This is a genomic window from Campylobacter concisus, assembly GCF_902460545.1.
Taxonomy (GTDB): Bacteria; Campylobacterota; Campylobacteria; order Campylobacterales; family Campylobacteraceae; genus Campylobacter_A; species Campylobacter_A concisus_AE.
This window is the reverse complement of sequence record NZ_CABPUE010000001.1, coordinates 124,043-150,611: the sequence shown is the minus strand read 5'-3', so window position 1 is coordinate 150,611 and position 26,569 is coordinate 124,043. Positions and strand designations below refer to the sequence as shown.

28 protein-coding genes and 1 pseudogene are annotated in these 26,569 nt (G+C 40.0%); 1 reads left to right on the top strand and 28 read right to left on the bottom strand.

Going from position 1 to position 26,569, the window contains the following annotated elements:
• Positions 1-136: 136 nt before the first annotated feature.
• The 19 genes and pseudogenes from sdhE to mltG form a co-directional block, all read right to left on the bottom strand.
• Entirely contained in the window at positions 137-994 is an 858-nt protein-coding gene (sdhE, locus tag FZ949_RS00750; protein ID WP_148789999.1) for an 8-methylmenaquinol:fumarate reductase membrane anchor subunit, read from the bottom strand.
• A gap of 2 nt (positions 995-996) precedes the next feature.
• A complete protein-coding gene (sdhB, locus tag FZ949_RS00745) occupies positions 997-1,962 on the bottom strand; it encodes an 8-methylmenaquinol:fumarate reductase iron-sulfur subunit (protein ID WP_103593330.1) in 966 nt (321 codons plus the stop codon).
• 9 nt (positions 1,963-1,971) lie between these two features.
• On the bottom strand, positions 1,972-3,834 hold the full coding sequence (sdhA, locus tag FZ949_RS00740) for an 8-methylmenaquinol:fumarate reductase flavoprotein subunit (RefSeq protein WP_148789998.1): 1,863 nt from the start codon (positions 3,832-3,834) through the stop codon (positions 1,972-1,974).
• Positions 3,835-4,231: 397 nt separating this feature from the next.
• Complete coding sequence (locus FZ949_RS00735) at positions 4,232-5,245, bottom strand: ABC transporter substrate-binding protein (RefSeq protein ID WP_148789997.1); 1,014 nt, start codon at positions 5,243-5,245, stop codon at positions 4,232-4,234.
• 11 nt (positions 5,246-5,256) lie between these two features.
• The gene (locus tag FZ949_RS00730; RefSeq protein ID WP_148789996.1) at positions 5,257-6,033 is read right to left on the bottom strand and encodes an ABC transporter ATP-binding protein; all 777 of its coding nucleotides are present in this window, start codon (positions 6,031-6,033) and stop codon (positions 5,257-5,259) included.
• A complete protein-coding gene (locus FZ949_RS00725) occupies positions 6,030-7,010 on the bottom strand; it encodes a FecCD family ABC transporter permease (protein WP_410369077.1) in 981 nt (326 codons plus the stop codon). The genes FZ949_RS00730 and FZ949_RS00725 overlap by 4 nt, the downstream gene beginning before the upstream one ends.
• Before the next feature lie 21 nt (positions 7,011-7,031).
• Positions 7,032-7,478 (bottom strand): hypothetical protein, encoded by a 447-nt coding sequence (locus FZ949_RS09495; RefSeq protein WP_262367762.1) that lies wholly within the window; start codon positions 7,476-7,478, stop codon positions 7,032-7,034.
• A gap of 71 nt (positions 7,479-7,549) precedes the next feature.
• Positions 7,550-7,870, bottom strand: coding sequence for a class I SAM-dependent methyltransferase (locus FZ949_RS09490; RefSeq protein WP_258033437.1), 321 nt, complete (start codon positions 7,868-7,870; stop codon positions 7,550-7,552).
• Between the two features lie 85 nt (positions 7,871-7,955).
• On the bottom strand, positions 7,956-8,558 hold the full coding sequence (locus tag FZ949_RS09485) for a TonB-dependent receptor domain-containing protein (RefSeq protein ID WP_258033443.1): 603 nt from the start codon (positions 8,556-8,558) through the stop codon (positions 7,956-7,958).
• Between the two features lie 32 nt (positions 8,559-8,590).
• Positions 8,591-9,187 (bottom strand): annotated as a pseudogene (locus FZ949_RS09480) (hypothetical protein); the annotation flags it as partial.
• 47 nt (positions 9,188-9,234) lie between these two features.
• A complete protein-coding gene (locus FZ949_RS09475; RefSeq protein WP_262367760.1) occupies positions 9,235-9,801 on the bottom strand; it encodes a porin family protein in 567 nt (188 codons plus the stop codon).
• Complete coding sequence (locus FZ949_RS09470) at positions 9,704-10,126, bottom strand: TonB-dependent receptor plug domain-containing protein (protein ID WP_234401515.1); 423 nt, start codon at positions 10,124-10,126, stop codon at positions 9,704-9,706. The genes FZ949_RS09475 and FZ949_RS09470 overlap by 98 nt, the downstream gene beginning before the upstream one ends.
• Positions 10,127-10,427: 301 nt before the next feature.
• Positions 10,428-10,979 carry a 2-oxoglutarate:acceptor oxidoreductase subunit OorC gene (locus FZ949_RS00710; protein ID WP_054196662.1) on the bottom strand — a complete coding sequence of 184 codons (552 nt, stop codon included), beginning with the start codon at positions 10,977-10,979 and terminating at the stop codon, positions 10,428-10,430.
• The gene (locus FZ949_RS00705; protein ID WP_107953914.1) at positions 10,976-11,821 is read right to left on the bottom strand and encodes a 2-oxoglutarate ferredoxin oxidoreductase subunit beta; all 846 of its coding nucleotides are present in this window, start codon (positions 11,819-11,821) and stop codon (positions 10,976-10,978) included. Before FZ949_RS00705 ends, FZ949_RS00710 begins: the two co-directional genes overlap by 4 nt.
• Positions 11,811-12,941 carry a 2-oxoglutarate synthase subunit alpha gene (locus FZ949_RS00700; protein WP_103579820.1) on the bottom strand — a complete coding sequence of 377 codons (1,131 nt, stop codon included), beginning with the start codon at positions 12,939-12,941 and terminating at the stop codon, positions 11,811-11,813. The genes FZ949_RS00705 and FZ949_RS00700 overlap by 11 nt, the downstream gene beginning before the upstream one ends.
• A complete protein-coding gene (locus FZ949_RS00695) occupies positions 12,938-13,249 on the bottom strand; it encodes a 4Fe-4S dicluster domain-containing protein (RefSeq protein ID WP_021091402.1) in 312 nt (103 codons plus the stop codon). Before FZ949_RS00695 ends, FZ949_RS00700 begins: the two co-directional genes overlap by 4 nt.
• Positions 13,250-13,257: 8 nt before the next feature.
• Positions 13,258-14,151: a lactate/malate family dehydrogenase gene (locus FZ949_RS00690; protein WP_148789995.1), complete on the bottom strand. Its 894-nt coding sequence runs from the start codon at positions 14,149-14,151 to the stop codon at positions 13,258-13,260.
• 4 nt (positions 14,152-14,155) lie between these two features.
• Positions 14,156-16,330, bottom strand: a complete 2,175-nt coding sequence (locus tag FZ949_RS00685; RefSeq protein ID WP_103579818.1) for an NADP-dependent isocitrate dehydrogenase — start codon at positions 16,328-16,330, stop codon at positions 14,156-14,158.
• A gap of 83 nt (positions 16,331-16,413) precedes the next feature.
• Complete coding sequence (mltG, locus tag FZ949_RS00680; protein WP_103579817.1) at positions 16,414-17,358, bottom strand: endolytic transglycosylase MltG; 945 nt, start codon at positions 17,356-17,358, stop codon at positions 16,414-16,416.
• A 73-nt stretch (positions 17,359-17,431) separates the two neighbouring features.
• Between mltG and FZ949_RS00675 the strand changes: the two genes are divergently transcribed.
• The gene (locus tag FZ949_RS00675) at positions 17,432-19,897 is read left to right on the top strand and encodes a YhdP family protein (protein ID WP_103579823.1); all 2,466 of its coding nucleotides are present in this window, start codon (positions 17,432-17,434) and stop codon (positions 19,895-19,897) included.
• Between the two features lie 224 nt (positions 19,898-20,121).
• Here FZ949_RS00675 and hypA read toward each other — a convergent pair whose 3' ends face one another.
• From hypA to nikR, 9 genes are all read right to left on the bottom strand, one after another.
• On the bottom strand, positions 20,122-20,463 hold the full coding sequence (gene hypA, locus FZ949_RS00670; RefSeq protein ID WP_103579816.1) for a hydrogenase maturation nickel metallochaperone HypA: 342 nt from the start codon (positions 20,461-20,463) through the stop codon (positions 20,122-20,124).
• Entirely contained in the window at positions 20,463-21,455 is a 993-nt protein-coding gene (gene hypE / locus FZ949_RS00665; protein ID WP_103579815.1) for a hydrogenase expression/formation protein HypE, read from the bottom strand. The genes hypA and hypE overlap by 1 nt, the downstream gene beginning before the upstream one ends.
• 8 nt (positions 21,456-21,463) lie before the next feature.
• Complete coding sequence (hypD, locus tag FZ949_RS00660) at positions 21,464-22,552, bottom strand: hydrogenase formation protein HypD (protein WP_103579814.1); 1,089 nt, start codon at positions 22,550-22,552, stop codon at positions 21,464-21,466.
• Positions 22,552-22,791 (bottom strand): HypC/HybG/HupF family hydrogenase formation chaperone, encoded by a 240-nt coding sequence (locus FZ949_RS00655; protein WP_054196671.1) that lies wholly within the window; start codon positions 22,789-22,791, stop codon positions 22,552-22,554. The genes hypD and FZ949_RS00655 overlap by 1 nt, the downstream gene beginning before the upstream one ends.
• Positions 22,791-23,603, bottom strand: coding sequence for a hydrogenase nickel incorporation protein HypB (gene hypB / locus FZ949_RS00650; protein WP_103579813.1), 813 nt, complete (start codon positions 23,601-23,603; stop codon positions 22,791-22,793). Before hypB ends, FZ949_RS00655 begins: the two co-directional genes overlap by 1 nt.
• Before the next feature lie 158 nt (positions 23,604-23,761).
• On the bottom strand, positions 23,762-24,367 hold the full coding sequence (locus FZ949_RS00645) for a GDYXXLXY domain-containing protein (protein ID WP_103579812.1): 606 nt from the start codon (positions 24,365-24,367) through the stop codon (positions 23,762-23,764).
• On the bottom strand, positions 24,364-25,623 hold the full coding sequence (locus FZ949_RS00640) for a DUF2157 domain-containing protein (protein ID WP_103579811.1): 1,260 nt from the start codon (positions 25,621-25,623) through the stop codon (positions 24,364-24,366). The genes FZ949_RS00645 and FZ949_RS00640 overlap by 4 nt, the downstream gene beginning before the upstream one ends.
• Before the next feature lie 94 nt (positions 25,624-25,717).
• Positions 25,718-26,086, bottom strand: coding sequence for a Na+/H+ antiporter NhaA (locus FZ949_RS00635; RefSeq protein ID WP_103579810.1), 369 nt, complete (start codon positions 26,084-26,086; stop codon positions 25,718-25,720).
• A 16-nt stretch (positions 26,087-26,102) separates the two neighbouring features.
• On the bottom strand, positions 26,103-26,516 hold the full coding sequence (nikR, locus tag FZ949_RS00630) for a nickel-responsive transcriptional regulator NikR (RefSeq protein WP_021091291.1): 414 nt from the start codon (positions 26,514-26,516) through the stop codon (positions 26,103-26,105).
• Positions 26,517-26,569: the final 53 nt, after the last annotated feature.

Genomic DNA, 26,569 nt, shown 5'->3' with positions numbered 1-26,569 from the left:
AAGAATTTACATAATAAATTTTATTATTTTTGATCCATTTTTATATTAAAAATTTTTATAAAATGCCAAATTTGCTTTATTTGTAATAGAAAAATAAATTTTAAGAATTTCCCACGCCAAAGGACGTGGGATAAATTTACGCTATCTTAGTAGCGTCGATGATGTTTAGATCAAGTCCTAGATCTTCGACAGATAGTCCAAGTGCAAGACCTACAAGCTGAGAGAGGTGGATGATAGGTTTTCTAACATCTGAGTGGTTCTCATCTTGATATCTCTCTTGGTAGATGTCAAGCTGCATTTGACAAAGTGGGCATGGTGTGACAACTACGTCAGCGCCGTTTTCATCGGCGTTATTTACGATCTGGCTTGACATTTTTCTTACAGATGTGCCGGCTGGGTAGCTAGCGTGGAAACCACAGCAGTCAAGTCTTTTCTCAAATGGCACGATAATAGCACCAAGTGCGCCTACAACAGTTTCAAAGCTCTTTGGATTGACTGAGCTTTCCCTGTTATGCAGATCTTTTTCAGGTCTTAGGCTGTGGCAGCCGTAAAATAGTGCTACTTTTAGCCCACTAAGTGGTTTAACAACCTTTGCTTTTAGAGTATCTATATCTTTATAAAGCTCCCAAAGAAGGCTTGTAACCTCGGTTGAGCCGTTATATTTCATATTGCCCTCAGCCAAGAAAGTATTTATACGGTCCTTTGCACCCTTATCAAGCGTAGTTTTAGCTCTTGTTAGAGTTAGCATACAAGTTGAGCATGTCGTAAGCATAGGCATATTCATCTGCTCTGCAAGCGCTATATTTCTAGCATTTGCCACAAGCGTAGCGATAGGATCGACGTCTTGTGCTTGTTGGGCACCACAGCAACTCCAGCCCTTTATCTCGTGAAGCTTCCAGCCAAGTATCGGAGCGATAGCTTCAAGCGACATCTTAGCCTCTTTAGCTGCTTGAGAGAGTACGCATCCTGGGAAAAAAGCGAATTCGTTTTGCATAGTTACTCCTTACTAGCAGCTTTTCGAGCCGCATTTATCATTTTTACTAGATCATCATGTCCTTCTATGTCCTCTTCTCCAAAAATATGAAGTGGATTCATCTTACCTGCAAGCATTAAATTTGCAGCGATATCCATTTTGCCCATATTTCTAAACACTCCCTCAGAGCGAAGTGCAAGCTTGATCTCATTTAGTCTGCCTGAGCCATCAACTAGATCGGTTAAGAATGCCTCAGCGTGATCTGGCCCCATACCATCATCAAAGCCTTTTTGTATAGCCATGATGCGAAGATCAGTTATATCTTTGCATGCACTTATACCTTTTGGACAGCGGTCAGCGCACTCTTGGCACTTTACACACATCCAAAGGCCGTTGTCGATAGCTGGTTTTAAGTGCGGCATAGGATCTTTGTTGCGTGAGTCAAACGCCGCTCTGTAAGCATGCACAAAGACAAATGGCTGCATATAGTCGCTCGCATCAGCTTCTAGTTTATTACACTCGCTAGCGCACGCACCGCAAAGTATGCAGTCCCATTCAAGCGCTACTTTTTCGTACTCTTTTTGACTTTGCTTGCAGCCTTTTTCTGCGCTAAATTCTGACTTAGCAGTGATGCTTGGTTTGATCTTGCGTAAATTTTCGATACTTGGCTCCCAGTCCACCATAAGATCAGATATAACCCTGAAATTTCCAAGAGGCGAAATTCTTATGCTCTCTGGATTGTCATACTCAGCCAAAAGCTCGTTCATCTTTGTATCACAGGCTAGATATGAGTGACCATTTACTCTAACAGCGCACGCTCCACATATCGCTGAACGGCAAGATGCAGTAAAATTTAACGTCGCATCCTTTTTTTGTTTGATATCAAGAAGCACTGTTAAAAGAGTTTTGCCTTTGATCTCTTCGTTTGTTAGTTCATAAGTTGATTCATATTTTTTAGTTCCGTCAAAGCGGTCGATAATAATTTTCATCCTAGCTCCTTACTCTGGCTTTTTGCCGTCAAGTGAAAATATGCCTGTCACAACATCTTTGTAACCAAGCTCCAACTTGCCGTCATTTAGTGTAACGATGCTGTGTTTTAAGAAATTCGCATCATCTCTTTTTGGATAGTCCTCTCTTGTATGAGCGCCACGGCTCTCAAGACGATTTTGTGCTGCAAGACATGCTGCACGAGAAAGGAGAATAAGGTTGCCAAGCTCGACATAGTCGGTAAAGGCGGTATTCATGACTGGATTTTTATTTGGCACTTTAAGGGTGTCATATTTTGCTTGGATAGCTTCTAAATTTTTAGAAAGCTGATCAAGTTTGGCACCAGTTCTAAAGATACCCATTAGATCCCAGTTATTTTTACCAAGCTCTTCACGAAGCGCGTACATATCATTTACGCCGCCCTCGCCTGTTGCGATAGATTTAAATTTATCTTGCCACATTTTTGCTAGCTCAGAAGTCTTTTTGCCGCTTGCAAATTTTGCATTTTGAGCGTAAGCGCCAGCACCTTTGCCAGCTAGATCGCCAGTTACAACTGCGTCAGTTAGGCTGTTGCCACCAAGGCGGTTTGCACCGTGGATAGATACGCATGAAGCCTCACCACCTACGTAAATTCCAGATATTTTTGTGCTCATATCATCAAATTTAGCTACCTCTATACCACCCATTGAGTAGTGAGCTGTCGGACGGATAGGCACTGGTTGCTCGATTAGATCGATGTTTTGGAAAAGCATAGCAGTGTGGCGAATTTTTGGAAGCTTTTTCATGATAGTATCTTTGCCAAGGTGACGAACATCGCAAAGCACATAAGCGCTCATACCCTCGCCAAAGCCTCTACCCTCGCGAATTTCTGTCTCGATCGCACGAGCAACGACGTCACGCGGAGCTAGCTCCATCTTTTCGTGATAGTTTTTCATAAAGCGCTCGCCCTTGTTGTTTAGCAAGTAACCACCCTCGCCACGAGCAGCTTCTGTGATTAGTGTGCCACCATTTTGAACGCCAGTTGGGTGAAACTGAAGCATCTCAGGGTCTTCAAAACCAAGACCTGCTTTAAGCGCAGCAGCGATGCCATCACCAGTTGCTATAAATGGAACTGATGTGCGGTTATAAAAAATTCTAGTGTATCCGCCAGTTGCGATAACAAGAGATTTGCAAAGAACTGGGTAAATTTGACCATCTTGGATGTTGCGAAGAACGACGCCTTCAACCTTGCCATCCTCAAGACCGATCTCAAGTAGCTCATGATCCATTAGAAATTTAACGCCAGCTGTGATAGCGTCGTCAAGACAGGCGTGCATCAAAATGTGGCCAGTTTTATCAGCTGCGTAGTTACAGCGTTTTTTACTAGCACCACCCATGAAGCGAAATGCCACGTCGCCATTATCTTTACGGGACACGTCGCCATTATCTATACGAGAAAAGAGCATGCCATTGTGGTCTAGCTCGTGGATGACTGCGCCTGCTGCCTCGCAAAATTTCACAACTGCATCTTGGTCGGCAAGATAAGCCGCACCTTTAACTGTGTCATAAGCGTGAAGCTTGAAGCTATCGCCATTACTAAAGTCAGTAACGCCGTTTATTCCACCCTCTGCCATACAGGTCGCATTACGTGATGGCATCATCTTTGTAGCAACAACGACGGTTGAGTTTGGATATTGCTTACGAACGGCTGTTGCTGCACGAAGTCCAGCACCACCAGAACCGATTATTAGCACATCAACAGATGGCAAGCCACTTTCATTGCCTTTTGGCAACTCACCAGCAAAAACATTGGTTGCACCAGCTGTTGTAGCTAGCGCACCTACGCTGATACAGGCACTTTGTAGAAATTCTCTTCTGGTAAATTTTTCACTCATTGATAACTTCCTATCTTAGTAAATTTTTAGCGTTTAAAACGCACCGCCAGTTCATTTCTTAACATTTTTTAAAACAACTATATTAATTAAATAATTAATAATGAAAGATTACATTAAATTTACTTAAAAGAAACATAAAGATTTATTTTAGATTAAGAAATGAGAGCTAATATTAAAATCAAAAAGGATAGAATGGGCTTTTCAAGGTAATTTATATAAATTTAATGGTAGAAAAATTTATAAGATATATAAAAATTTCTACCAATTTGAAGTTTATTTTTATTTTTGAGTTTTTAAGCTTTAGAAGCTCTTTTTTAGGATATTAGGAAGATAAATTTACTTTTATACTTAAACAAATATATTAAATATAATAAATAACATTATTTTTGTCTTATTATCAAAATTCACCCTTTGGGTACAAAATTTCTTTTAGCTCGCCATCACTTAGCTTATAGTTATAAAATCTCTCGTAAAACTCTCTTGTTTTTTGCTCTAAATTTAGATCGCTAAACTGCTCTGGGTAAAATGTCTTAGCCAGCCAAAGCGGATAAAGCGCACCCTCAGCACTTCTTACGCTCCAAAGATAAACGCCACTTGGCACTACAAAAATTTCTCCATTTTGCACAGCTTTTAGCTTGGCAAATGATGCGTTTTTAGCGATAGCATCGGCACTTTTTTGTGAATTTGTGATGATGATGTCTGGGTTAAAGATGACGACTTGCTCTTCGTTTATCGCTTTTGAAATTTTAAAATCCTTATCGCTTAGCTCTGAGCTTAAATTTATACAACCAGCCACGCTAATATACTCTGCGCCGATATCTTTTGAGCTGATGGTGTTAAAGTTTCCTGAGTTATAGTTAAGCACCAAAACTCTCTTTTTTGGCGTTAAATTTGCTGTTTTTTGGCTTACAAATTTTATGTTGTCGTTAAAATAGTCATTAAACTCACGCGCCCTTTTTACACTCTTTTCGCCCCAAATTTCAGCGATCTTGCTAAAGCTATCTTGTATCTCTTTGATGCTTTGAAATTTATCTATCTTCACAACCGCTATGCCAGCACTCTCAAGCTGAGCCTTGCTATTTTCATCAAACATCATACCAACTGGCCCAAAAACAACTTGCGTTTTTGACGCGATGATAGTCTCGACGCTGCTACTTAGCATACCGCTTTTATTGTCGTTGCTCTTTATTTTTGGAAAAATTTTAGACATGAGCGCAGGCAGTTTTGGCGCACTACTAATTATATGATCTTCGTTGCCAAGCATCGCAGAGACCTGCACAAAAGCCCCTATCAAAGGCGTCGCACGCTCGATCACATCAGGCACTTCTACCTTTTTATCGTCGCTATCAAGCACCACTCTTGCTTGCAAACTAACAAGTAAAAAAGCCAAAAGCAAAATTTTCTTAAACATATATTCTCCTTTCAATCCGCCATCACGCAAGAGTAATGCTCGCGCTCATCGATGATATTTTTCACCACTCGTATATCTACGCCGTAAATTTTCTTTAAATTTTCGCTACTCATCACCTCGCCAGCCTCGCCGTAGATGTAGTTTTTATCCCGTCCAAGCATCGCGACTCTCGCGTTTAGATAAAAGACCTGCTCTGGCTGATGCGAGGTGAGGATAATGATGTAGCCTTGCTTTGCGAGCTTTTTTATCTCTTTTAAAACTCGCATTTGATTACCAAAGTCTAAATTTGCCGTTGGCTCGTCAAGTAGCATAACCTTTGAGCGTTGCGCTAAAGCCCTAGCTATCAGCACCATTTGCCGCTCGCCACCGCTTAGATCGGTGTAAATTTTATCTTTAAAGCTCTCTAAATTTAGCGTCTTTAACGCATCTAGCGCTATCTTCTCATCCTCTTTGCTAGGGCGCTCAAATATACCAAGTCTGGCATTTGCACTCATCATCACCACGTCAAAAACGCTAAAGGTAAATGGCGGTGTGTGAGCTTGCGGGACATAGCTTATAAAGCTTGCTCGCTCTTTCTCACTCATCTTTAGCGCGTCTTTGCCGTCTATTAAAATTTTGCCCCCAAGTGGCTTTAAAAAGCCAAGTATCGTCTTAAATGTTGTAGTTTTGCCAACACCGTTGCTACCAAGCAGACAAAAGATATCGCCATCTTGTAAATTTGCATTGAAATTTTCTATAACGACCTTTTTATCGTAGTCGCAGCTTAAATTTTTGATCTCAAATTTCACGCAAAACCTTTTTTACTCTTATAAAGCAAATAGACAAAAACAGGCGCGCCAACTAGCGAAGTGATGACGCCAAATGGGATCTCGCTTGCCATTAAGCTACGTGAAGTGGTATCAACTATCAGTAAAAATAGTCCTCCGCCAAGCAGTGATGCTGGAAAGAGCGTGATGAAATTTGCCCCCACGACAAAGCGCATGATGTGAGGGATGACTAGCCCCACCCAGCCCACGATACCGCAAAATGAGACGCAAGTAGCAGTTAGAAGTGTCGAGGCGATGATGATTATGATGTTATAAAATTTCACATTTAGCCCCATCGCCCTAGCCTCTTCTTCGCCAAAACTAAGCGTGTTTAGCTTGTAGCGAAGCATGAAAAGTGGCACAAGGCAGATCATGACTACGCAAAAAAGTAGAGCTAAATTTTTATATCCGCCACTTCTTACAAGGCTTCCCATCAGCCAAAAAGTAACTTCAGGCAGCTTATCTTCGCTGTCAGCTAGAAATTTTATGAGCGAGCTAAGCGCTCCAAAAAGAGATGAGATGACGATGCCAGTTAGCACCATCACGAGTAAATTTAGCCTGCCCTTTGCGATGACGCTACTTATAAAAACGACGGCAAAAACAGCAAAAAGACCGCAGCCAAAGGCGTTAAGCTGCACGCCTATGTAGTTGAAATTTAAGATGATGGCCACGCTCGCTCCCACAGCTGCGCCGCTTGAGACGCCAAGGATGTCAGGCGAGACTAAAGGATTTTTAAAAAGACCTTGATAGACAGCTCCAGAGCTAGCAAGCGCTGCACCGACAAGGACGGCAAAAAGCACCCTTGGCAAGCGAATGAGCGTAAAGACCGTGTAGCCTTGCTCGTCGCTTGGTTGCTCGTTTAAAATGGCTGATCTTATAAACTCAAAAATTTGAACGTAGCTTATCTCGTAGCGTCCGATGCCTAGCGAAAAAAGAGCACCAGCAAAAGAAGCGCAAATAATGCGAAAATGATCTTTTGGCTACTCAAATTTCATCTCCCGCACGTCCCACCAGATAAGATAGCTCTTGGTTTCTCTTTTAAATTTAAAGCCGCTTTTGGTCTTTGTAAGGTAGCTTTTTACATTTTCTTTGTAAATTTCTTCTTTTTCAGGCGCGACCTCACCGACAAATCTAAAATAAGAAAACGCCTCTTCAAGGCTAGCGAAATCCCTCTCAAAAATGGTGTCAATTATCTTTAAATTTGGATTTGCCCCCATGTCGTAGGCGATATTAAAGATAAAGTTGTAGCCAAATCTCCTGTCGCTTAGTCCTGTCTCGTTTTCATCTTTTATCCCTTTTAAGAAGTCTTGCCAGAACGTTTTTAAACTTGGATAATCCATTAAAAAAGAGGTCATCACGACATATTTATTAGCAAATTTGCAAAGCTTTTTTATATCAAAAAGACCAACTGAGCGTGATGCTAGCACGATGTCGTGTTTTGGCAGATCCTTTAAACTCTGCTCATCACTCCAGTCTTTTTGGATGAAATTTATATTTTTTACCCCAGCCTCTTTTGCATTTTTTTAGCGTATTCAAGCATTTTAGCAAACGGATCTAGCGCGCTTACACTCTTTGCTAGCTTTGCAAGTGGCACGCTAAGCCTTGCAGGACCACACCCCACGTCAAGCACGCTGTCATCTTTTGTGATAGGCAGGTTTGAAAGTAAATTTAGCGTAGAAGCTGCTTCCATGCGTGTCATCTCGTTATACATATCTGCGTAATCATCCCAATTTACGCCGCCATCTTTGCCTTTTACTTTTTGCAAAGTAGGCGAGAACACTTGCTCCAAAATCGCTTGATAATCAACCAGCCCTTGCATCTTTCTCCCTTTGGTTATTTAAATCTGCCCTACAAAAAGGGCAAATTTAAAGAGCCTAAAGCCAAAATAAATTTGGCTTTGGTTTTTAGAATTTAACTTGAGCTGAAAGCATGAAGGTTCTGCTTTGTCCTAAGAAAAGCGAAGTTCCGCGTCCAGCAATCGCTCCATCTACATCAGATGGGAACATTCCCGCCCAGTATTTTTTATCAAAGAGGTTATTTATGTCAAATCTTATAGTTGTCTCTTTGCCTAACCAAGCTTTTGTAGTGTATCTAGCTCCAATATCGGTTGTGAAGTAGCCATTTACGCTATGAGCGTTGGCATTGTCTATGTAGCGCTTGACTGTGTAGTGAAAATTTGTTGTAAATGCAAGTTTATTTGTACTAGGAACTGCGTAGTCAAACAAGACATTTGCTTGAAATTTTGGCTCACCGATAACTGTTTTACCCTCAGACACGCCGTCTTTAGCATTTTTTATCTTAGCATCAAGAAGTGTAAAGCCACCATACATACTTAAAGTATCAACAAGCTTTCCACCAGTAGTTAGCTCAAAGCCGCGGTTTCTTTGTATGCCTTGAATTTTATACTCTGCATTTGCTCCACTACCGACCAGATATGCTACTGGACGCTTGATCTCAAAGATCGCAGCTGATAGATTAAGCTCACCTAGTCTAGCTTTCGCACCGATCTCATATTGTTTGCTTCTAATAGGTTCTACCGTTAAAGTCTCACCTGCTCTAAGTCCTCTTCTAAAAGTATAAGTTGATTGTTCATTTGAGATACTATCTGCAAAGTAGTATAAAGACTTACGTTTTCAACTGGCTTATATACAAGGCTTACACCGTAGTTAAAGCCACTTTTATCATAATTTTTCTCTTTAGATGGATCTAGCTTATAGCTTGTAAACCAACTTCTTGAAACTGATAAGATAGTGCTAAAGTAGTCATTAAATTTAATATCATCAACAACAGAAATATTTTTCATATCGCTACTACTACTTTTATATCTACCGCTTCCTTTTTTTACATGTGGATTATTAAATATTACTGGATGATATAAATTTGAGTTACCAAGTACTCTTTCTTCACCTCTATTTCTAGCACTATAAATAGTCCAGCGATATCCTTTTGTAGCTACGGCAAAATTATGTGATAAAGAACCTGTTTCAAAATTTGTCAAACCTTTTAAAAACCAGCTGTCTACATCAAATCTACCAGATGCACCACTACCACCACTTTTAGTAACTTCATAATCTCCATTTTGATTTAAAAATTTTCCATCGGTGCCATACATATCTCTGATAGCCTTTTGCCACTGATAGCCGCCCTCAAAGTACCAGTTCTCTGTTGGAGCATATTTTAGTTTTACACTAGCTGTTGTTGTTTTAGGTGATTACCACCAAATGTTTGCTCAAGTCCTCTTTTGGTATCTTTTACAGGGCTTGGTACGTCAAAGTCTGCAACTCCGTTTGTTAATGGCATACTAAATCCACCTGGCATACCTGAGTTTTTATGCTCATAGTGACTAAAGTTTGTCTCAAGTGTTAAATTCTCTGTAAGATAAAAATCAAGTCCTAGTGAGGCTAAGCGACGAGAGAATTTACTATCTTTGGCATTCTTTTCACCGCCTGAGTAGTAAAAGACGCCTCTATATCCAACTTTTTCAAATTTATTTGAAGTATCAAGTCCTACGCCCAAATTTGACCTTGAGCTGTAATCAGTCCAGATGATGTTTTGAAGTGAAACTGGGCGTTTACGAGAGTATAGGAAATATCCAGAAGGTGTAGCACCACCATAAAGTGATCCAGCAAGTCCATTTTGGATTTGCAAACTCTCAAACATCGCCATAGGTATAGCTGTGGTTGATGAAGCATAAAAGCCATCCCAAAGGACATTGCCAACAACAACCACGAGTTTGCGGACGACCAACATCGCCACCGCCACGATATTGAATTTGTGCTGAAGGAAAATACCTAACTGCATCTTCAAAACCTTGAACACCTTGGTTGTCAAGTACCTCTTTTGAGATCGTATTTACTTGATAAGGCATATCAAGCACTTTTTTATCAGCCAAAGGACCAGCAGCGACTCTTTTGCTTAAAATTCCTTCATCGATACCACTCTCGCTGATATTATCACCGACTGAATTTACTTCAATGCCCTCAAGCTTTGTCGTTTGCACAGCAAAAACTTGACTTAAAAAACCACTGCACATCAAAAGTGCAGCACATGTTGCAACTAAGATTTTGTAACTCAACTTTTACTCCTTTTATGAAATTTTTACGTCTAAAATGTTACTAAAACAAATCTTAAATATAATTTATTAATTTATTAAATATTTAAAAATACATTTTATTTAAGAAAGCTAAAATAAGGTATTATGAGAACTATTTTTTAAAAATTTCATAGCTTTGATAAGATAAATAAAAACTATAAATATAATTTTTTATATCGACAAATAATGCTTTAGATTTTAAGAAAAGTAATAATTAATAAAAATATAATAAAAGCTATTTTTTTATTTTTAGTAGAAATTTTGGCTAAAAATTAGCCAAAATTTATTTTAAAAGCTCTTTTGCGTATTTTAGGCCTAGCTCGTAAGCTTTAGCATTTGCCTCTTTGACCTTAGCTGGCACGCTTGCTAGCATCTCTTCACGCACTAAATTTTCATCCATGCACCTACTCATCGCCACAGCCACACCAAGAGCCACGACGCTTTGAGTGATGACGTTACCAACCTCGTCTTTTGCGATAGAGATGATAGGAATTTCATAAATTTTCCAGCGCTTTTTGTCCTCGTCGCTTACTTTTACCAAATTTGGCTCGACAACGATCGCACCGCCCTCTTTCACGCCGCTTTTAAAGGCATCGTAGCTTATCTGCGCAGTGGCAAGCATAAAGTCTATCTCGCCCTCGTTTGCGTAAGGATATAAAATTTCTTTCTCGTCAAGTATGATATCGACCTTCGTTGGACCGCCACGCACCTGAGATGTGTAGGTAGATGCCTTGACGCCGTATCCGCCTGCTTTTATCTTGGCAGCTGAGAGGATCTCGCCTGCTAGTATGACGCCCTGTCCGCCAACGCCGACAAATCTTAGTTGTGACTTCATGCTAGCTCCTCAAAATTTATCGCTTCATTGTTCATAGCAGCCCTTCTTACCATGTCGTAAGCCTTGGTGTATTCGATCTTTTCTTCATCTTTGTGAAGCACACCAAGTGGGAAAATGCCCTTTTTTTCTTCGTCGCTTAGCATGTCAAATTTGACCTTGCTCGTCGTGCGGCCCTTTATCCACTCTAAATTTTTCACCGCCTCGCCCATTTTGTTCTTGCGACCTAAATTTATATGGCAGTTTGAAAATACATCAAAAAAGCTGTATCCATCGTGGCTAAAGCCCTCAACAAAGAGCTTTGTAAGCTTCTCTGGCTCGATGACGCTTCCACGCGCGACAAAGCTAGCACCTGCGGCAGTTGCGAGCTTACAGGCATCAAAGCTAGGATCGATGTTGCCGTATTGCGCTGTGACCGTCCACATGCCCTTTGGCGTGGTTGGGCTGGTTTGCGAGTTGGTTAGCGCGTAGATGAAGTTGTTGATTAATATATGATTTAGCCCGATATTTCGGCGGCATCCATGTATCGTGTGGTTGCCTCCTATCGCAAGTCCGTCGCCGTCGCCAGTTACCACGATTACGTGCTTATCTGGGTTTGCCATCTTTACGCCAGTCGCGTAGGCTACGGCTCTGCCGTGAGTTGTGTGGATGGTATTGCAGTCAAGATATCCGCTAAAACGCCCAGAGCAGCCTATGCCTGAGACCACGCAAACGTCGTTCATGTCCCAGCCCATGGTGTCGATAGCGCGGATGAGCGCCTTTAGTATGACGCCATCGCCACAGCCCCAGCACCAAAGAGTAGGCATTTTATCTGTTCGTAAATATTTATCGTAATTAAAAGCCATAAATTTCTCCTATCTTCGCCTCGATCTCGCTTGGGCTTATCGGTCTGCCGTTTGCTTTTAGTAGTTTTGCAAAGTCATCTCTCAAGGTGATCTTTGAAATTTCGCCACTATACTGACCTAAATTTAGCTCGCAGACTAAAATTTTATTAAATTTATCTGATATCTCTTTTAGCTTTTTAGCTGGAGCTGGAAAGAGTGTGAGTGGCTTAAATAGCCCTACTTTTAGCCCTTTTTCACGTAAATTTAATATCGCTTGCTTAGCTGAAAGCGCCACGCTACCAAAGGCGATGATGCAAATTTCAGCGTCATTTAGCATAAACTCTTTAAATTTCTCGCACTCATCAGTGTGTAAATTTATCTTGTTAAACAGCCTATTCATTGAGTATTCAACGATCTTACCATCTTCTGTTGGAAAGCCAGTTGCGCCGTGATGAAGCCCAGTTATGTGGTAGTGATAGCCTTTAAAGAAAGGATTTAGCGTGGCTGGCGCGTCTGGTGCGGCCTCGTATGGTTTATACTCTTTTGGCTCGCCGCTAAATTCTTTTCTTTTATAAATTTCTAGCTCGCTGATCTCAGGCAAACTAACCCTTGCTTGCATGTGTCCTATCGTCTCATCAAGTAGCAACATAACTGGCGTCATAAACCTAGCTGCGAGATTAAAGGCACGCACAGTCTGCGTATAGCACTCTTCTAGGCTACTAGGGGCTAGCACTATCATATTTATATCGCCGTGAGTTGGGTTTTTGGCCTGCAAGATATCGCCTTGTGCGACGCGGGTTGGCAAGCCAGTTGAAGGGCCGCCACGCATTACGTTTACGATGACAAGCGGTATCTCAGCGATAAAGCCAAGACCTATTTGCTCAGCCTTTAGTGAAATTCCTGGACCTGAGCTAGCAGTCATCGCCTTAGCACCGCTCGCACTTGCACCAAGAGAAACTGAAATTCCAGCTATCTCATCTTCCATTTGTATAAATGTGCCACCATATTTTGGTAAAAGTACGCTTAGTTCGTGGGCGATTTCGCTACTTGGAGTGATCGGATATCCGCCAAAGAAGTTACAGCCGCACTCGACCGCAGCCCTTGCTACTAGGGCATTTCCAGTTGATACTAGCTCTCTCATGCGCTTTCTCCAAGCTTTGCAAATTTATTTGCCTTTACGGCAGCGGCTCGCTCTTTACTTTCAGGCGTTAGCTTTGCAAATTTAAAGCCTTTTTCTGCCACATAAATGGCAAAATCAGGACAATGAAGCTCACAGTCGCGACAGCCTATACATGAGTCAGCATAGACGACCTCTATCATCTTACCAAGCACCGCTTTTGGCTCAAGTCTCATTGCTAGCACGCCTGCTGGGCAGTAGCTCACACAGACATCACAGGCCTTACACCTGCTCTCATCGACCCAAACAGGTACATTTTCTTTTATTATCATCTATATTCCTAATCCAAATTTTCTTTTAAAAATTTAATGTTTTTTCTAATATCAGCTTCGCTTTTACTTAGCTGCTCTTGCTCACTTTCATTTATATTTAGCTCTAAAATTTCTTTTAAGCCCTCGCGTCCAAGCCTTACTAGCCTGCCGCAACTTAGTTCATCATCAATAAGCACGCTAGCACTTAAAATTTCATCACTCTTGCCCATGATCGCTTCACACATTTTCACAACTGCAGCCGCTGGTGCGTAGTAAGCTGAAGTGCCAAGAAGCTTAACGATCTTTGCGCCACCTGTGCTTGTCTCTTTTTTAAGAATTGCTAGCTCATTTTCGTTTAAATTTTCGCTGATATTACTAGCAGATACGATCATCTCGTCGTTGTGAGCGCCAATTATCTTTGTCTTTAGCTCTTTTGCATCCTTATCTTTTAGAAGTGCTAGCTCATATCTGCATCTTGCCCCATCAAGCTCACCAGCCATGCCGATCACTTTATTTTTGCTAAAGCCACTAAATTTATGAGCCGTCCAGACCATCACATCAAGCGGATTTGTCACGACAATTATCACCGCATTTGGTGCAAATTTTGCGATATTTTGAGCTGTTTGTTTTACAACAACGGCGTTTTTAAGAAGTAAGTCCTCTCTTGTTTGACCCTCTTTTCTTGGGCTTCCAGCAGTTACCACTACGATATCACTGCCCTCTATTAGCATAAAGTCATCGCCACCGCAAACGGTAGTTTTTGCGTTAAATACGCAACTTGACTGCGCTAGATCAATCGCTTTTGCACGTGCCACGTCACCAAATATATCCACAAGCGCGATCTCATCGCAAACTTCTCTCATACAAAGCACATATGCTATGCTCGCACCGACGTTTCCAGCTCCAACTATACTTATTTTCATTTTCTCATCCTATTATTTGATTTAAAATTTTACTTGGTCTCATGACCTCATTTGCCCTCACTTCATCTGGCAAATAATATCCGCCAAATTCCACACTTGCACCATCATTTTGTCTTATCTCTTTTAAAATTTTGCTCTCATTTTTCTCTAGCTCGTCTGCTAAATTTTCAAAAATTTTGCTTAAAATTCTGCCACTTTTTGCCATTTCTCTTGCCCAAAAAAGCGCTAAATAAAAGTGCGATTCTCTGGTATCAAGAGTGGCATTTGGCGTTTTGTTTTCGTCCAAATAGCTAGCAACCGCTCTATTTAGCGCATCACTTAGCTCTTTTGCCTCTTTTTTTTGCTTAACAAATGCCAAATGCTCGAGCGAAGCACTAAGCGCTAAAAACTCGCCGAGACTATCCCAAAGTAGATGATTTTTCTCTTTTAGCTCTTTTACAAGCGTTGGAGCCGTTCCGCCAGCGCCCGTTTCAAACATCGCTCCACCAGCAAGTAGCGGCACGACCGAGAGCATTTTTGAGCTGCCACCTAGCTCAAAGATCGGGAAAAGATCGGTTAGATAATCTCTTAAAACGTTACCAGTTACGCTTATGACGTTTTTGCCAGCTCTTATCAAGCTAAGCGTTTTTGCAGTCGCTTGCTCGTAGTTTAAAATTTCAAATTTTACGCCAGCTCTAGCAAATTCCTCTTTAAATCTTTCAAATTTAGCTATCAAATTTCTATCATGAGCACGGCTACTATCTAGCCAAAAAATAAGCTCATCTTTTGAAATTTTGCCTCTTTTTAAAGCAAGCTCAAACCACGCATTTATCGCATCGTCTTTTGCCTGCGTCATCCTAAAAATGTCGCCACTTTTAACACTAAATTTAAAGACATTCTCGCCAGCCTCATCAAAAACTACAAATTCTCCGTCTTCTTTTGCGATGAAAGTCTTATCGTGGCTGCCGTATTCCTCGGCCTTTTTAGCCATTAGCCCCACGTTTGCCACGCTGCCGATCTTGCTCACGTCAAGTGCGCCATGCTCCTTAAAGTCCGCTACACAAGCCTCATAAACTCTAGCGTAGGTCCTATCTGGGATCATGCAAAGCGAAAAATTTAGCTCGCCGCTTCTATCTTTTACCTTGCCAGAGTTTCTAATGAGTGCTGGCACGGAGGCGTCGATGATGACGTCATTTGGTACGTCAAAGTTGCTGGCATTTTCATTCAATGCCCAAATTTTTGCCTTTTTGCTCAAAATTTCATCAAATTTAGCCAAAATTTCATCTTTATTTTTAAGCTGCGAAATTTTAGAAAACATATCTTTTAAGCCGTTTTTTGCCTCCACGCTATGAGTTTTAAACTCTTCACCAAATAGCTCAAAAGCCTCTTTAAAATAACTTTTTATCGCGTGAGCAAAGATGACTGGATCGCTAACCTTCATCATCGTACATTTTAGGTGCAGGCTCAAGGTCAAATTCTCTTTTTTTGCCTCTTCAAAACAGCTTACATAAAATTTATCTAGCTCATCTACACTTAAATATGTGGCATCAACTATTTCTCCGCTTTGGATGGTAAGCTCTTTTAAAAGCTCTTTTTTGCCCTCTTTACTTATGAAATTTACATAAAATTTCTCATCTTTGTTAGCGATTATTGAGCGCTCATTCTCATAAAAATCGCCCTTTTGCATGTAGCAAATTTTTGTCTTATTTGTCTTATCCCAGTCGCCATTGCTGTGAGGATGCTTTTTGGCAAATTCTTTAACCGGTGGCAAGACTCTTCTATCTGAGTTTCCTTGCCTAAGCACTGGATTTACTGCACTTCCTAGCACTTTTTGGTATTTTTTAGCGATCTCTTCGTCGTAGTCTGTGATGATCTCATCTGGATAAAAAGGCACATTTAGGCCCTTGCTTCTAAGCTCCTCTATCGCTGCTTTTAACTGAACGAGCGTGGCTGAGATGTTTGGCAACTTTATAATATTTGCCTCTTTGTGGGCGGTCAGCTCACCCAAAAGCTCCAGCTCATCGGCCTTATTTAGTCCAAGCTCCTTACTGAAAAGAGATAAAATTCTCCCAGCTAGGCTAATATCGGCCCTAGTTATGCTAATGTCAGCGCGTGATAAAAAGCTCTTTACGATAGGAAAAAGAGAGTAGCTTGCGAAAAGCGGTGCTTCGTCAGTTTTGGTCCAGATAATGTCACTCATTTTAGCCCTTTTAGTTTTTTAAAATTTATCACTTTCTTTATTAAATATCGTTGTATTTTAGGCGTTTGCTGCAAATTCTAGCTCTATTTTCCTATATTTTGGTTGTGCTCGCTTAAGGTTTTTGAAAAAATGTGTTTTTTCGCCTTTTTATCAAGCACAAAGTATAAATAATCGCTCTTTGCAGGGTTTATCGCCGCTTTGATCGCACTTATCGAGACGCAGCAGACCGGACTTGGCGGAATGCCGTCGTTTAGATAGGTATTAAACTCGCTCATATCACTTCTTATGCGCTCAGCCGTGATCACATCGTGCGAATAAATTCCATAGTTTAGTGTACCGTCCATTTGCAGCCTCATGCCCTTATTTAGGCGGTTATAAATGACTGAGGCGACAAGTGGCATCTCAGCGTCGTTTGCAGCTTCTTTTTGAATTATCGAAGCAATCGTTAAAATTTTAAACCATTTTTTCTCGTTGTATTCGCCAAAAATTTTATTGCTGATCTCGCTTTGAGCCTTTCTTGATGAATTTACAAGATAAAAAGCAAGGTGCCTTTCGCTGATACCTATTGGGATTTTATATGTATTTGGCATCAAAAAGCCGTCACTCACTGGAGCAAGAGCGTTATATTCGCTATTTAGCTTAACTGGATCAAGTCCTAGCTGGGCGGCGATCTGGTTTAAAAAAACGATAGTCGTTTCACCTGGTATTAGCGTTATCTCGGTTAAAGCTGCTTTTGATTTTGCAAGTTTTTTTAAAAAATCAACCCTTGAAATTTTATCTTGGCCGATCTCTATCCAGCCAGATTGCGGAGAGCCGATAAAAAGTATGGCGTACTTGTCTATCACGCTTAAGTTAAAGTTGCGATTAGCTAAATAAGATATAATCTCGCCCACACTTCCCTTTGGTATAAAAACGACCTTGCTTGTGTTTATAGGGCGTGCCAAATAGACAAAAATACTTAGGAAAATGATGGCTACGATATCAAAAAAAATGTCTAAATATGGCTTTTTAATAAAATTTTTTATCATCTTGATTCTTTCGCTTGCTTTGCTTTTAAAATACGGCATAAAAATTAACGATTTCGAGTTTTACGGCGTAAAATTGGAGCAATTATATATAAAATTAGATAAAAAAATAATTGCAAGAGCAAAGCAGATAAGGCTTCCAAATTTTAAGAAAGAGAGCAAGCAAAAAAGCAGCGATGAGCGCCTTTTAAATCTTAGTAAAAGTGTAGATTTTATAGATACGATTTTTCAAGAAATTTCACTTGAAAATGTGCAAATAGGAGATGATTTTAAACTAAAAATTCTATTTTTAGATGATATATTTTTTGTTGATAGCCCTTATTTAAACGTGGATATAAAATTCCAAAACGAACAGCAAGATGGAATAGATCTTTTTAGCGTTAGAAATTTAAGCTTTAAGGATTTTAACGTGAGCATTAGCGGCGAAGGGAGTGCAGATTTTGATAAAAATGACTATAAATTTGAGGGAAATTTCACCTCTCATGAGCTGCACGGTAAGCTAAATTTTGCTCTAAAAGATACATTTTTAACTTACAAAGCTTACGATGTTGAGGCTGGAAGCATTAAAAACTTCATTGATGAGCTTGACAGACGCATAGAGCTAAATAGTGAAGTTAAAAACTGGATATATGGATACATCGTTGCTGATGATTACGAGCTAAAAGAGATAAATGGCAAGGCTGATCTAGCTAAAAATAACTTTTATCTAAATGATCTAAATGTCACCGCAAATACTAAAAATTTGCTCGTTAAATTTGAAAAAGGCTTGCCGGCCGTAAATGTAGGCGAGGCAAATATCACGCTTAAAAACTCAAAGCTTAAATTTGATCTTATTTCGCCTATTTACAAGGGCAAAAAGCTTGATGGCTCAAGCGTTGTGATAAATAATATCTTTGATGAAAAAAGCGCAAATTTAGAGCTACTTATAAAGACAAAATCGATCTATGATGAAGCTATAAACGAGATATTAAAAGCCTATAAGATCATCGTGCCAGTAAGGCAGCTTAGCGGAAAAATGGATGCTAGCTTAAAAATTTTAATAAAACTTGATGAGAAAAGCTTAGAAAATTTTGATGAAAAAAGCGTCATTGCAAATGGAGAATTTAAACTAAGCGACGCGGTTTTAGAAATAGCTGGGAGTAAATTTAACGCTAAAAACGCCCTTGTAAAGCTCATAAATACGACGAATTTAAACATCGATGCTACTGGCTTTGGGCTTGAGTTTTTTAAAGCAAATGCTAAGGCTGATATAAATTTACAAAAAAGTACTGGCGAGATAAAAGGTACAATAGAAAGCTTTGATCTAAAAGAGAAAAATGATGAAATTTTAGTCTTTGAAAATGAGCCATTTAGCGCATTTTTAGACTTTAGCAAGGCTGATGAAACTTTGCTTAAGTTAGAGCCATTTGGACTTGATATGAGCTTTGGCAGTGAAAGTAAAATAGCAACAAAAAATAGTAAATTTTTCATAGAGAACTCACCTGTTTTAAAGCAAAACGGCGTGCGTGGTTTTGATGAACTTAGTATAAAAAGCAAGGATTTTACTGATCTTGAATTTTTTGCCAAAGGAGCAAACTTTGATTTGCCGTTTTTAGATAAAAATGGCTCAAAATATGAAAATGATGATCTTAAAATTTTAGTCTCAAAAGCTGGTGTAAAGGTAGATAGCGCAAGTAAAAAGCTAAGCCTAGACATAAAAGAAAAAGCCATAAACGTAAAAACTAAAGACCTAAATTTGCTAGTGCTTGACGATAACAAAACTAGCGAGCAAAGCACGCCGCTTGAGCTTTTAGCAAAAAATGGCGATATCATTTTAAGGGATCTAAACAAGACCTTGCCATTTGCTAGCTTTAGTGCCGAGAAAAAGGGTAAAAGCACCTCGCTAAATGGGCTGGCGCAGCAAGGAAGAGTTGGCTATTTTAATGATGAAAAGAGTATAAATTTAGACGCAACCGACATAAGCGGAGAATTTATCAACGACCTTTTTGGCATCAAGAGCTTTGAGGGTGGTAAATTTCGCCTAAAACTACTTGGAGAGAATACTAAAAATTTTAAGGCTGAGGTAAGATTTTTTGATACTTTTTTAAAAGATTATATCTTTTATCAAAGACTGCTTAGCTTTTTAAACTCGGTTCCATCGCTTCTTAGCTTTAAAACACCTGATTTTAACGACAAAGGCTTTACTGTTAAAAATGGTAAAATTTTACTCACTAGAAACGGCGATATGATCGAGTTTTTAGCGATTGAAATGATAGGCACAAGCGCTGATATCGGTGGGCGTGGCACGATCGATCTAAAGAGTAAAAAGATAAACATCGACCTTGAGCTAAAGCTACTAAAAGATGCTAGCAGTATCATTGATAAAATTCCACTGGTAAATCAAATAATCCTTGGCAAGGACCGCTCGCTCTCAACAGTCATCGCCATACGAGGCACTACCGATAAGCCTGAGTACTCGACGCAGATCCTGCAAGACGCCCTACTCTCACCTCTAAAGATAATAAGAAACGTGATTCAGGCTCCGTTTTTGATATTTGAGTAGTTTAAATCTGCAACGCATGGAAATTATAGAAAAATTATTGGCTGCTTCTAAAGCCAAGAGTGGTGCTCATTTTTGATTATTTTTATTATCCTCGGCTCGCAAAGCGCATAAAAAGGATATCGAAAGCTAAAGATCAAGGTTTTGGTAGCTATTTTTTTGATACTAGTGCTATTAAAATATTTTGACAAAAAGCATAAAATTTTGCGTATTATAATACGCAAAATTTACTTCATCTCAAGGCGCATAAGATACATATCCTCGCCCTCAGTTACCTTTAAATTTTGGCTCTTGCACTTTGGACAGGTGAAGTCATTTTCACTAAGCTCTCCGCCAAATCCACAATCCAAACACTCAATAACCACAGCTTGCAAATTTATCACAAGCTCGGCGTTTTCACAGATCGTACCAGCCTTATAAACATCAAATGCACTCTCCAGATAGTGTGGCTCCACTCCGCTTAAACGGCCAACCTTTATCTCGATCTTGCTTATCTCTTTGGCGTTTTCTTTGGCGGCGTTTTTCTCGCAAAGGCTAACTAAATTTTGAACGATACTAAGCTCGTGCATTAGCAGATCCTTGGTAGTAGCTCGCCCTTTGGCGGCTCGAGGAATCTTCTTGATTTATAGGAGTTTTCGATGATGACACGCTCGTTTTTTGCCTCCATTACTTCACCAATTATCATCGCATTTTTATCAAATTCTCGCAAAATCCCAAGTGTGTCCTCGGCCTGGCTCTCATCAACAGCCATCACAAAAGTGCCCTCATTTGCAAGCTCATAAGGCTCAAATCCAAACAGCTCACAAACGCCCATCACTTCGTCTGCGACCTTGATATTTTCTTCAAAGACCAAGATGTCAAATTTAGCAAATTTAGTCCATTCATTTAGCACTGCACTTAGCCCACCCCTTGTCGCATCACGCATGCACTGCGGCTTTATACCAGCGCTAAATAGCCTTAAAGCGACCTCTTTTAAACTCTTGCAGTCACTTTTTAGATCAAGCCCAAGCTCAAATTCCTCTCTTGCTGCAAGCACCACGCCGCCGTGTCTGCCAACATCTCCAGAGATGAGAATTTTTGCCCCTGCTTTTAAATTTTTAAGCTCCACGCCTTCGCAAACTATCTCGCCGATGCCTGCTGTGTTTATGAAAATCTTATCGCATTTGCCCTTTGGCACGACCTTTGTATCGCCACAAACTACGCTTACACCACTCTCTTTACAAGTTTTTGCAAGCGAGCCAAGTACCGTTTCAAGCTCTTCTATACTAAGCCCCTCTTCGATGATGAGCGAGCAGCTTAGGTATTTTGCGCTTGCTCCAACCATCGCAAGGTCGTTTATCGTGCCGCAAGCCGCGATCTTGCCGATGTCGCCGCCATTAAAAAAAATGGGAGTTACCACAAAGCTATCGGAGCTAAATGCGATCTTGCCGTTTAAATTTAATATCGCCGAGTCGTTGCTCTGTCTTAAAATTTCATTATCAAAAATTTTAAATATCGTCTCGTTTATAAGCGAGTTCATCTCCTCGCCGCCACCGCCGTGGCTTAGCATTATCTTTTTCATTAAATTCCTTAACCAACTCTTGCGTATTTAAAATATGCCGCACAAGCGCCCTCGCTTGATACCATGCACGATCCTATCGGATTTTGCGGGTTGCAGACCTTGCCAAAGACTTTGCACTCTGTTGGCTTTGCTAGCCCTCTTAAAATTTGCCCACAAATGCAAGCCTTGCTCTCGCCGGCACTCTCTACGTTGCAGTCAAACTGCACTCTAGCGTCAAGATAGGCAAACTCATCTTTTAGTTTCATGCCGCTTTGCGCTATCTTGCCAAGGCCTCTCCAGACAAAGTCGCACGGCTCAAAGTACTTAGCTATGAGCTCTTTTGCCTTGACGTTGCCCTCTTCTTTAACCGCCCTTGCGTACTCGTTATAAACCTCATATGTTCCTTCTTTTTGCTGACGGACTAAATTTAGCACACTTGCCATGATGTCAAGTGGCTCAAATCCGCTAATGGCTATCGGTCTTTTAAACTCGCTCGCTAGCTCTTTGTAAATTTTACTTCCAGTGATGACGCTTACGTGGCTTGGTCCCAAAAATGCATCTATCCTCACGTTTTCATCGCTCATTATGGCTCTAACTGGTGCTGGGACAGTTACGTGATTTATGTGAAAGTATAAATTTTTAATGCCCTCTTGCACCACTTTTTCAACCAAATTTGCGCTCATTGGCGTCGTTGTCTCAAAGCCAATGGCAAAAAATATGACCTTTTTGTCTGGATTTTGCTTAGCGATATTTAGTGCATCAAGTGGCGTGTAAAGTGCTCTTATATCATGCCCCTCGCCACGAAGTTTTTGCAAGCTTGTCTTTGAGCCAGGCACTCTTAGCATGTCAGCTAGCGTGCAAAAGATCACATTATCCATGCTAGCAAGCTTACAGGCCTCATCTATGCGGCTCTTTGGCATCACGCAGACCGGACAGCCTGGGCCGTGGACGAAATTTATATGCTCTCCAACTAAGTTTGGCAGTGCAAATTTCATAATGCTATGCGTATGACCGCCGCAAATTTCCATGATATTTAGGGGCTTTGTGCTCTCTTTTTTTATGAGTTTTGAAAGGGCTAGGATTAAATTTTTATCGCGAAAGTCATTGATAAGATCCATCAAATTTTCCCCGCGTTCATATCATCAGCGATCTTTTGATAGACCTCTAAGCTTTCAAGCGCAAACTGCGTATCGATCTTTTGCATGGCGTATCCAACGTGGATTAGCACGTATTCGCCAACCTTTACCTCTTCAGATATGAGATCTAGGCTTACCTTTCTAGTAACGCCCAAGGTCTCAACGGTAGCAACGTTATTTTCATCTATTTCTATTACTTTTGAAGGGATTGAGAGGCACATTATCTTAGCTCTTTTTTAAATTCCAAATAACTTATCCATTTATCGATACCTTCACCAGTTTTGCTATCTATCACAAAGATATCGACCTTTGGATTTAGCTTTCTAGCGTCGTTTTTCACTCGCTCGATATCAAAGTCAAAGTGCGGCGCAAGCGAAGCTTTTGTGATGAGAAGCACATCAGCAGCCCTAAACATCACTGGATATTTGCTCACCTTATCATCGCCCTCTGGCACCGAAAGAAGCACAGCGTTAAAATGCGAGCCAACATCGTAGCTTGCAGGGCAGACTAAATTTCCAACATTTTCTATAAAGACTAGATCAAGCTCGTTTAGCGGCAGATGGTGAAGCCCTTCATGCACCATAAATGCGTCCAAGTGACAGGTCTGACCTGTGCTTATCTGATGAGCCTTTGCACCAGCTTTTACTATGCGATCAGCATCTTGATTTGTCTCCAAATCGCCCTCAACAACGCCTATTTTAAATTTACCAGCATTTATCGTAGCCTCTAAAAGCGTCGTCTTACCAGCACCTGGGCTACTCATTAAATTTACGCAAAGTATCTTTTTCTCATCAAAATGGGCTCTGTTGTGAGCGGCCTCTTTGTCGTTTTCAGATAGAATTTTCTCTATCACGTCTATGGTTTTGCTCTCGTTTAGCACAGGGTGTGCGTGAGCCTTGTGGCTATGCTCGTGTGCGTCATGAGCGTGGTCCGTATGCCCATCGTGAGTGTGTGGGTGTGAGTGAGTGGTGCCATCAGCGTGAGTGTGAGTGTGGGCGTGATTTCCCATTGAACAACCGCAATCTTTACACATTTTTTCATCCTTTTTTATTAATTTATGGAGATTTTAACTCTTAAATTTAAAAATAAAATTAAAATTTAGGAGTTTTTGCAAATAGATCAAAATTAATTAATTTATTTAAATTTAAAAATATAAATGAAATTTACACAAGAATTTTGACTAAATTTACTTTACTCTTTTTGCCTAATCTCATCCAACTTATCAAAATTTTCATCACCAAGTAGCTTTTTACTATTTTTTTGGACATTCTTTTGGATTATTAAATCCTTTAGCCTAGCCTTGCCATTATCCATCACCATCAAAACCGCATACGCATCAACGTCTTCTTCTCTCATTTCATCTTCAGTATTAGCTGCACTATCAGGTGACATATAAAAGTGCTCTATGCCGTATTTTACGAGCGAGTAACCATCATATCTACCAGCTAAAAAGACTCCATTCTCTGGTTTGCTTATACTAAATTTAGCAAAGCTGTAGGTGCCATTAGTATCTGGCTTTAAAACAGCATAAACTCTAGCCCCATCTCTTACTCTCTCATCGTATTGGTCGATATAGCGGTCATCTTTATCATTTTCGTCAAAATTTCTTGAATGAAAATTTGAAAATTCATAGTTTAAATCAACATAATTTCCGCGAAAAAGATCTCTTGGATCATAAAGATTGACCCTTACTCTTACCTCTTGCCCAAAATAAAGTGGCATAAGCGCGTAGCCAAGCATAATGCCAATAAGCGAAATTTGAAAAATTACAGCTACTATTAATACTTTTATCTTCATTTTTTACGTCCTTTTCTAGCGACAACTAGCACTATGAAAGCAAACACCATAAATAGTGCCGTAGCGCCGATATAATCACCTATGAGTTGGAAATACCTCACGGCTGCAACCAAAAATATCATACAAAGACCAAGTTTTAACTCACCCTTTTTGATAAGAACCGCAGCCGTTATGATATTTGCGAGCGAGAAAAATATATTTGCATAGCCAGGCCCGTAGCTAAAGACAAATGGCAACGACACGAGCAGTGCCCCAAGTAGCAATCCACTCTTATTTTTTTCTTTAAAAAATAGTGCAAAATAAGCAACACTAAATAGGATAAAGACAAAGCCAAAGTTGCTTTTAAAAAACGACTTCACAAACCAAAGCTCTTCATCTCCAACCTCAAATAAATTTCTTTCTTCAAATAAAAATAGACAAAATAACAACACAAAAACGCCAAAATTTTTACCAAATTCTTTCGTAAATGCGCCAAGCCCTACTCTAAATTTATCTAGTAGCGGCGAAATGCTAATAAGTAAAAGCGCATAAGATAGCGATACGATCGCAACCATCGGAAGTCCAAACAAAAATCCATAATCAAATATCGCTCTAAGACCACTAATGTAGCCGCAAAATGAAATGATGTATATAAAAATATCTATAAAAAGCACAAAAGCCAACCATTTTGAGTCGTCTTTGTAAAGCGTATATGCGCCAAGCACTATAAAAATGATAAAGCCAAAACCAAAGTCGCCCTGATAGCCTATCATAAAAAACCAAACTGTCGCAAAGATAAGGCTTTGGGCTACCAACACACCTTTTTTACTAGCAAAAGAAACCGCAAACGCCCCGATACTCCAAAGTAAAATACCACCGCTTGGCTCATCGCTAATGTTATAAATTTGAGCAATAAGTGCAATCGCCGCACCAAAGCAGAAATTTCCAAGAAAAAACATCGCCGTTGATAGATTTTCCTTTCCCTTTGCGAGATAGTAAATTCCACCAAAATTTACAAGCCCAAGCACAAATAACACAAGTGCCAAACGTCCTAGTCTTGGTATCTCTTCCCAATTTGCACCAACGAGCGTAAAAAATGCTAGTGCAAAAAAGAGATATGCTACGAGTTTTAGGACAAAACTTATCTTGTCGCTGTGAGCGTCAGGATCGATGTCATATAAATTTGCTATTTTTATAGCAGTCTCTTTATCGACTATGCCGTCACTTTGCCACCGATCTAGCTCTTTTGTTAGAAAAATTCTATTTAAAAAGTTCATTATTCACACTCTCTTTTATAAGATATACAAAACACCAAATTTCTAGCCAGTGTCTTAATGCCGTATTTATGTCCATTGACACTGCCTTAATCTTTCAACAAAAAATATAATTGTGATTTAAAATATAAAAAAATACAGAAGCTAAAATGCTGCCGATAATAAAAATTTTTAGCAAGGTAGCTTGGGTCAGGCTCCTAAGCTTTGCTTTAAAAATTTCTCGCTTAAGTCTAAACCCAAGTAAAAAGAAAAAAACGGCCATCAAACTATCATTTACCAAAAGGATAAGGGGCTTTTGTATCGGCGATTTACCAAAATTTAGCCTTGTATCGATTTGTAAAAATGAGTTATAAAAACTGCTTAAAAAAATATTTTCAAAGATAAATGCCACTAAAGCAGCAGCGATAAGAAAGATACCACCGCTAGCTTCACCTATAAAAAAATCCCAAAAATTCCTAAAACCCATAAAGACCCTTAAAAAACTAAAACCTAGGAATAGCTGCCCTTGTGAGTTTAGAAAATTTTACACCCTTTAAGCCGGCGATCCTTTCAGCAAAGCGTTCAATTTTGCCAGCCTCGCCCCTTATTGAAATCGTTTCTAAGCAGTTATGGTGATCGACATGAACATGGTTTGTGCAGATAATTTTCACATCAGAGCTATGCTCTATATCCATCTTTTTATTCACCAAATCGTTGTGATGATGCATATAAATGAGCGTCAAAACCCCGATCAACTCCTCACTAGCGTCCTTCCAGCTATCACTTACGATCTTTTCACGTATCAAATCCCTCGTAAATTCGCTCCTAGAAGCGTAGCCTTGTTCGCTAACCTTTTTATCTAGTTCGTCAAGTAACTGACTAGGTAAAGAAACACTAAAACGTATAACACTATCCATTTTCTGCTCCTTTCTCGTTTGATTACCGTTTATAATCATTATACATCACTTAT